General features: G+C 62.5%; 7 protein-coding genes. 5 read left to right on the top strand and 2 right to left on the bottom strand.

Translation table 11 applies throughout. The features are described from left to right. Nucleotides 1–773, bottom strand: a 773-nt coding sequence (locus V6M52_RS00790) for a Gfo/Idh/MocA family protein (protein WP_332698414.1), incomplete at its 3' end; no start/stop codon positions are given. Between the two features lie 537 nt (nt 774–1,310). Next, a complete protein-coding gene (locus V6M52_RS00785; RefSeq protein WP_332698411.1) occupies nt 1,311–2,630 on the bottom strand; it encodes an NAD(P)H-dependent oxidoreductase in 1,320 nt (439 codons plus the stop codon). Nucleotides 2,631–2,853: 223 nt separating this feature from the next. Here V6M52_RS00785 and V6M52_RS00780 point away from each other — a divergent pair, with 223 nt between their 5' ends. The 5 genes from V6M52_RS00780 to V6M52_RS00760 all read left to right on the top strand — a co-directional run. Further along, a complete protein-coding gene (locus tag V6M52_RS00780; RefSeq protein ID WP_332698408.1) occupies nt 2,854–3,144 on the top strand; it encodes an STAS domain-containing protein in 291 nt (96 codons plus the stop codon). Beyond that, complete coding sequence (locus V6M52_RS00775) at nt 3,141–3,509, top strand: response regulator (RefSeq protein ID WP_201659489.1); 369 nt, start codon at nt 3,141–3,143, stop codon at nt 3,507–3,509. Before V6M52_RS00780 ends, V6M52_RS00775 begins: the two co-directional genes overlap by 4 nt. A 32-nt stretch (nt 3,510–3,541) precedes the next feature. Then, nucleotides 3,542–5,893 carry a chemotaxis protein CheA gene (locus tag V6M52_RS00770; protein WP_332698405.1) on the top strand — a complete coding sequence of 784 codons (2,352 nt, stop codon included), beginning with the start codon at nt 3,542–3,544 and terminating at the stop codon, nt 5,891–5,893. Between the two features lie 52 nt (nt 5,894–5,945). After that, nucleotides 5,946–6,434 carry a chemotaxis protein CheW gene (locus V6M52_RS00765; protein ID WP_332691748.1) on the top strand — a complete coding sequence of 163 codons (489 nt, stop codon included), beginning with the start codon at nt 5,946–5,948 and terminating at the stop codon, nt 6,432–6,434. A gap of 194 nt (nt 6,435–6,628) precedes the next feature. Then, nucleotides 6,629–7,596: L,D-transpeptidase family protein (locus tag V6M52_RS00760; RefSeq protein WP_332698401.1), on the top strand; the 968-nt coding region annotated here is incomplete at its 3' end.

The following is a 7,596-nucleotide window of genomic DNA, read 5'->3' as shown; positions in this document are numbered from 1 at the left end:
GCCGGCGCGTTGAAGGGGATGATGACTTCGAGCTTGCCCTTGCTGCCCAGCACCTGCACGCGCTGGTGGCCCGCCGTCTGGGTAGAGCAGATGAAGTTGAGCTGCCTTCCGGCTCCGAAATCGGCGATGACGCTGGCGAGGCGATCGGTGCCGAAATTTTCGTCGCGCTCCACGAGCGAAACAACGCGTTTGGGCTCGCCCTCGAACAGGTAGCGCGCGGCGGTGATGGGATAGCAGCCGATATCCATGATGCCGCCGCCGCCGATATCGGCCTGGTTGCGCACATTGGCGGGGTCGGCGTTGAAATAGGTGAAGACCGCATTGATGGCGCGAACCTCGCCCAGTTCGCCCGAGCGGATGATCTCGCGGGCGCGTTGCCATTGCGGGTGGAAGCGCACCATGAAGGCTTCGAGCACGATGCGATCGGGCGGGAACTGGCGCAGGGCCTCGGCTTCGGCGGCGCTGAGGGCAATGGGCTTTTCGCAGAGCACGTGCTTGCCGGCCTTGGCGGCAGCGACAGTCATGGGCACATGCAGGTGGTTGGGCAGGGGGTTGTAGATGGCGTCGATATCGGGATCGGCGAAGAGCTCCTCATAGGAGCCATAGGCCTTGGCGATGCCGAGCTGCGCCGCAGCCGCCTGCGCCTTGCCCAGGTCGCGCGAGGCAATGGCAACCACTTCGGAATGGGCCGACTTCATGATGGCCGGCGTCACCTTCTGCATGCCGATATTGGCAGTGGACAGAATGCCCCAGCGGACTTTTTTCGTGCTCATGGCTGTCTCCCTCGCTGCTCGAGACTTAGCGGCGGCAGTGGCGTTTGGCTAGTATGGCAGACGTGCGGAAGCGCCGCCTGTGGTGCGGTTGTCAAAAAACAAGCGGGCCCCGAGGCGGCTTTCGCCTCTGGAAATTTAAAAACGAGACGGCAGTCGCCTCGGGGTGCCGGTTTTTGGAAAGAACCGATTATCGCGCACAATGGTCGGTCGCCACGTGCGGCTAGCCATCCGAGCGTAGCTCGCATGGCCTTCTCTCCTAAAATCGCTCCACTGGAGCGATTTTGCCTACGGCCGGTTTCGAAGTCTCGAACCTGCGCAGGGGGCAAAGCCCGCGCCCGGCTCACCCCACCACTGTTCGCCTGCAGGCCGCCCCCATGCGGAGTGATGGGAGGAGTGTGCCACAGGTTTTGGGAAGGGGGATAAGTTGGTGCCCAATGGGTGCAGTCTGCGCCGACCTCTCCCCTGAGGGGCGAGGTAAGTGAAGAGCCCTCGGGTCAAGCCCGAGGGTGACGATCTGTGGGTGTGGAGCGATTTTGCCTAGGGCACGAGGCCAAGCATGCGGTCCTGTGCCTGGCGCAGGGCGAAGAGGCGGGTGCTGGTGTCGGGTTGACTGTTTGCCGAGGTCAGCAATTCGCCCTTTTTGATCGGCGCGGTGACCTTGCCGCCTTCGAGCAGGCCGACCGGTACAGCCCTGGCGGCACGGCTGTCAGTGATCGTCATGGTGTAGCTGCGGTAGCAGGTTTCCCCGATGGCATCGAGGCTCTCTCCAGCCTTGAGATCGCGCTTGGCGACGGCGCAGACTTCGGCCACCGGATTGGGCAATGGCACCATGTCCGGCTTGCCGTGCAGCATGATGCGCGCGCAGGTCAGCGGCACTTCGAGGCTGGTCAGGTGATAGGGGCGGAAGAAGCTGTAATAGGGGCCGTGGCCGATATGGAGATCATCCATGCGCTCGATGATGCGCGGATGGGTGGCCTTGACGATGACGAAGACCCCGGGAGCGACGCCCTTGCCGACGGTGAAATCCACGACACCCATTTTGTTGAGGATGCCGCCATCGGCTTTGGGGATCAAAACCCTTGCCATCTCGTCGCGGTCGGCCTTGGGGCCGTGCATGCCGGGCACGTCAGGAACCAGGCCGGTGGCATTGGCGATGGCGCACATTTCCACCATGGTCTTACTGCCATCGACGAACTCGACCAGCATGCGCGGGTTCATGTTCCGGCGCTCGGCTTCCTCGCGATAGTCGTCGGGGATGGCGTCGTGTTTCAGCGGATTGTTCTTGCCCTTGCCGGCGGCGACGATGGGCAGGCCGAGGGCCGAGACGAACTCGATGAGTTCCATGCAGGAGCTGGGTTCATCCCCGGCGCCGACCGAATAAACCACGCCGAGCCGGTCCGCCTGGGCCTTGAGATAGGGGCCGATGGTGACGTCGGCTTCGACATTCATCATCACCAGGTGCTTGCCGTGCTCCATGGCCAGCAGATCATAATCGGCGGCGACGCCGGGCTTGCCGGTGGCGTCGATGACGACGTCAATATTGGGCGTGGTGACCAGGGTTTCGGCGCTGGTGATGGCAATCTTGCCCGCCTCGATGGCGGCGGTGGCCTGGGCCGGGCTATCGGCGACCCGGCCTTTGGAATCCTCGCCATAGGCAATGGTCATGGCGGCGAGCGCGGTGTGGGGGCGCCTGGTGGCGATGGCGGCCATCTCGATGCCGGCCATCAATGACATCTGGGTGACCAGATCGGTGCCCATCTCGCCCGACCCAATGACGCCGACGCGGATCGGCTTGCCGGTTTCAGCGCGGGCTGCCAGTTCGCGGGCGAGGCCGGTCAGGGCGATTGAGGCGGTCATGCAAAGGGTCCGATCGAGGTTGTGCGCATGGGTTACCTCTCCGTCAGCCCCTCCTGCAAGGGGGACGTTCCATATGATGTCCGGGCGCCGTCACGGGAGCCTCAAGAATGTGTTCACGCCGCCGCGTGCCGGAAGTGATGCGCAAGTCATCAAGGTTAGCACTTCTTAAACCGTTCCCATGGACACTGGCGCTTGGAGAAAACTCCGGGGGCACGCATTCGTCATGGTCAGTAAGGCCAAGAAACCAATCGTTTTGCCGGCGATCATCGACCTCGACTCGCTCGATGGCATTCGCGATGGCCTGATCGACGCAATCGAGGAGGGGCCAGTCACCGTGACCGCTGGCGCCGTCGAGCGCGTATCGACCAATGCGCTGTTCATGCTGATCAGCGCGGCGGAAGCGGCCCGGAGAAATCATTATGAGTTTGCTATTGAGCAGCCGAGCGCGGCCCTGACGTCCGCGATCGAGCGCCTGGGTCTGGACGCCCAGTTTTCGGGAATGATGAGAGGATGACGACTTTGCGGGTTCTGACGGTGGACGATTCGAGGACGATCCTCGCCATGCTGCACCATACACTCAGCAATGCCGGGTTCGAGGTGCTGCAGGCCGAGGACGGCAAGCAGGGGCTCGACGTGTTGAAAAACGAGACGGTCGACGTGGTGATTACCGACATCAACATGCCGGTGATGGATGGCATCGAATTCATCAAGAATGTGCGGGCAACGGGCAACCACCAGAGCCTGCCGATCCTGATTCTGACCACCGAGACCAGCCAGGACAAGCGTGACCAGGGCAAGGCCGCGGGCGGCACGGGCTGGATCGTCAAGCCCTTCGATCCGGAAAAGCTGATTTCGGTGATCCACCGCGTGGTGCATTAGTCTCCTAGAACCCAGAAGGGTTGGACGTTCGCATGAGCGATCTCGACGATTTCAAAGCCACATATTTCGACGAGTGTTCCGAGCTTCTGACCGAGCTCGAAGAGCAGTTTGCCGCGATCGAGGCGGGTGAGCGCGATGCGGACCGGCTCAATGCGGTCTTCCGCGCCATCCATTCGATCAAGGGCGGTGCCGGCGCTTTCGGGTTCCAGGCGCTGGTAGGCTTTGCCCATGCCTATGAGACGCTGCTCGACTATGTCCGCGACGGCCGAATCGAGCTGGTCGATGACGTGGTGGTGCTCTGCATCCGCGCCAATGACATTGTCGCCGACCACGTCAAGGCCGCCCAGACCGGGGAACCGCTGGCTGCCGATTATGGCATGGAAGAAAAAGAGCGCTTTGACGCGCTGGCCCGCGGCGAACGCGCCGGCTCCGACGACGATGAAAGCGGGGATCCGCTGGATGAATTCGACATCGAATTCGTGCCCGTCATGGTCAATCTGGAGGCTGGCACGCCGGACGCAAGCGAAACCTCCGGCGAAGCGCCGATCGAGGATACTTTCGAGGCGCCGCCGATGCAGGTCGAGCCAGGCCACTGGGAAATCCGGTTCACTCCACACCGGGCGCTTTATGCCCGCGCCAACGATCCGCTGCTGCTGTTCCGCGAATTGGCCGTGCTCGGCGAGATGCATGTGCGCGCGCTGGTCGAGGACATTCCGCCGCTGGCCGATTTCGAGCCATTCGCGGTCTATTGCTCCTGGGAAATCACCCTGGTCTCCCCGACACTGACCGAGGAGATGATCCGCGAGGTCTTCGAATTCGTCGAAGGGGACTGCGATATTGTCATTGCCCAGCTCGGCGCTGGTCCGGCGCCGGTCGCATTTGCCCCCAAGCCGATTGCACCGGCCGTGCGCGCCGTGAGCGCGGAGCCCGATCCGGCCGATCTGCTGGCCCTGGCTGATGATGAAGTGGCGAGCCTGCTCGACTTCACGACGGGGCCCGCGACATTTGCCGCTGAGCCGGAGCCGGCTCCGGCGACCGAGCAGGATAGTTTTGAGGAACCTCCGGCGCTCAGTTTTGCCGAGCTGGCCGAAACCATTCAGCCGAGCCCGATAGCCAAGCCACAGGCTGCGGTCACGCCATTGCGTGCCGCCACGCCGGCAGCGGCTGGCGAGGGCGAGGAAGGCAGTGGCGGCGGTCGCAGCGTCGGCGTGCAGTCGATCCGCGTCGATCTCGACAAGGTCGACCGCGTGGTCAACATGGTGGGCGAGCTGGTGATCACCCAGTCCATGCTTACCCAGCAAATGGATGAGACGCTGCGCGCCCGCTACACCGAACTGGTGCGCGGGCTCGAAGTGCTGGCGCAGACGACGCGTGGGTTGCAGGACTCGGTGATGGCGATCCGCGCCCAGCCGGTGAAGTCCGTATTCAGCCGCATGCCGCGCCTGGTGCGCGAGCTGGCGACCAAGACGAACAAGAAGATCAAGCTCGAGACGATCGGCGAGAATACCGAGATCGACAAGACGGTGATCGAACAGCTCAGCGATCCGCTGACCCATATGGTCCGCAACTCGGCCGACCATGGCATCGAAACCCCTGAAAAGCGTCTCAGCCGCGGCAAGCCCGAGATCGGGACGATCCGGCTTTCGGCCGAGCAGGCGGGCGGCAATATCCTGATCATCGTCGAGGACGATGGCGGCGGCATCAACCGCGAACGCGTGCTGCAGGTGGCGCGCGACAAGGGTGTCGTGGCCCCCGACGTCAACCCGACCGACGAGCAGATCGACCAGTTGATCTTCGCGCCCGGCTTCTCGACGGCGAGCGAAGTCAGCGACCTGTCCGGCCGCGGTGTCGGCATGGACGTGGTGCTCTCCAACATCAAGAAGATTGGCGGCTCGGTGCATGTCCGTTCCTGGACCGGCAAGGGCACGCGCATGACGCTGCGCCTGCCGCTAACGCTGGCCGTGCTCGATGTCATGCTGGTCAAGGTTGGCGACAGCCCCTATGTGGTGCCGCTTTCCTCGATCGTGGAAACCATCCAGTGCTCGCGCGCCAGCTTCGAGCGCGTGCCCAGTGGCGGCCAGGTGCTGCAGGTGCGCGGGGAATATGTGCAGGTCATCGACCTAGCGCAGCGCTTCGAGATGGTCACCGAGACCGAGGCGGAAAACCGCTTCGTGGTGCTGTGCGAGGCCGAGGGTTCGGCCAAGGTGGCGCTCATCGTCGACGACATCATCGGCCAGCAGCAGGTGGTGATCAAATCGCTGGAAGAGAATTTCGAACGGGTCGAAGGCATTGCCGGCGGCACGATCCTGGGCGACGGCAATGTCGCGCTGATCGTGGACGTGCAGGGCCTCAAGACCACGATAGTGCACAAGAACGCCGCCTGACGGCACCAGTTTTGCGTAGCCGGCCAGAAGGGCGGCAGAAAGGCATAGAAGAATGGAAGCGCTCGGTTTGCGTGACGACATGGGCGACAAGTCTGCCGTCGCCGCCCAGAATTCCCTGCAGTTGATCGCTTTCTCGATCGGCGAGCAGACCTACGGCGTCGAGATCACCACGGTGCGCGAAATCCGCGCCTGGAACGGTGCGACCCCGCTCCCCAATACCCGCGAATTCGTGCGCGGGGTGATCAATCTGCGCGGCACCATCGTGCCGATCTTCGATTTGCGCGCCCGCTTCGGCGACGGCCAGACCTCACCCACCAAGAACCACGTCGTGGTGGTGATGAGCGTCGGCGACAAATGGGTGGGCATCCTGGTCGATGCCGTCTCGGACATCCTGACCGTCTCCAGGGACGATATTCACAATGTGCCGGAAGGCAATTCGATCGACACCGAACTGCTCAATGGCATCGTGACCCATGACAGTCGCATGGTTGGGCTGATCGACCTGCATGCCGTGGTAAGCGGCGCGAAGATGGACGGCTGAGAAGCACACGAAATTGGTTGGAAAAAGAGCGCCACATGGCGCTCTTTTTATTTCGGCGGCATCAATCGGATCAAGACATCCGGATGTATCAGACTTCGAGCACATTAAATTGCTCGGAATATTTCCAAAACACCGCGGATCTGCGGAAACTTCCGATCTGCCTTCCTCGTTGTGTATCAAGATATGAGGTCTCGATGCACAGGATCGCTTGCCTGATTGCTTTCACCATGACCGCCGGGTGGGCGGTTTCCGTCTCGGCGCAAGTGGCAACTGTCACGATCGATGCCAATATGATCAACGCGGCCAATCTACTGACCGGCCTGGTCATCGAAGACAGGCCCTACATTTTTGCGCCCGAGCCTGCCGCCGTGGCCGAGGAGGCAGAATCGGCCCCACATTTGCTCAGCCCGGCTATCGCTCGGGCACAGATTCTGCTGGATCAGTTGGGGGCCTCGCCAGGTGTCATAGACGGCTATGACGGAGAGAATGTGCGCAAGGCGATAATGGCTTTTCAGGCCATGGCCGACCGGGATGTTACCGGCACGCTCGATGCCGAAACGGTCACACTGCTGGAAACGGCCCTGCCTGTCATCGGTGCCTATGTCATTACCGTCGAGGACACGAACGAGATTACCGGGCCCACGCCCGCCGACTATGCCGAAAAGGCCCAACTCGATTTCCTGGGCTATGGCAGCGTCGCGGAAAAACTGGCCGAACGCTTCCACATGGACCAGAAGTTCCTCGTGGCGCTCAATCCAGGGTCGGGATTTGGCGCCGGAGAAACGATCGCCGTCGCAATTACGGGGCCTAACCGCACCGGCATGGTGGCGCGGATCGAGGCCGACAAGGTGCTGCGGCAGGTACGGGCGTATGACGCGCAGGGCGTGCTGCTGGCCGCCTATCCCGCAACTATCGGCAGCGAGGACAACCCGTCGCCGAGCGGCAGCTATGTGGTCGAAGCCGTCGCCCCAATGCCGACCTATACCTATAATCCGGAGATCAACTTCCAGCAGGGCGATAACACCGAGGTTCTCACCATTCCGCCGGGTCCGAATGGGCCGGTCGGCAGCGTGTGGATTGCGCTGTCCAAGCCGAGCTACGGCATACATGGCTCACCGGAGCCGGCGCAGATCGACAAGACAAGCTCGCATGGCTGCGTCCG

It is taken from the genome of Devosia sp., from assembly GCF_036676215.1.
In the GTDB taxonomy this organism is placed as follows: domain Bacteria; phylum Pseudomonadota; class Alphaproteobacteria; order Rhizobiales; family Devosiaceae; genus Devosia.
This window is presented reverse-complemented; position numbering and strand designations above follow the sequence as displayed.

Coding starts and splice junctions, on each gene's coding strand:
- V6M52_RS00785 (WP_332698411.1), bottom strand. CDS start 2,630: ATGACCGCCTCAATCGCCCTGACCGGCCTCGCCCGCGAACTGGCAGCC.
- V6M52_RS00780 (WP_332698408.1), top strand. CDS start 2,854: ATGGTCAGTAAGGCCAAGAAACCAATCGTTTTGCCGGCGATCATCGAC.
- V6M52_RS00765 (WP_332691748.1), top strand. CDS start 5,946: ATGGAAGCGCTCGGTTTGCGTGACGACATGGGCGACAAGTCTGCCGTC.
- V6M52_RS00770 (WP_332698405.1), top strand. CDS start 3,542: ATGAGCGATCTCGACGATTTCAAAGCCACATATTTCGACGAGTGTTCC.
- V6M52_RS00775 (WP_201659489.1), top strand. CDS start 3,141: ATGACGACTTTGCGGGTTCTGACGGTGGACGATTCGAGGACGATCCTC.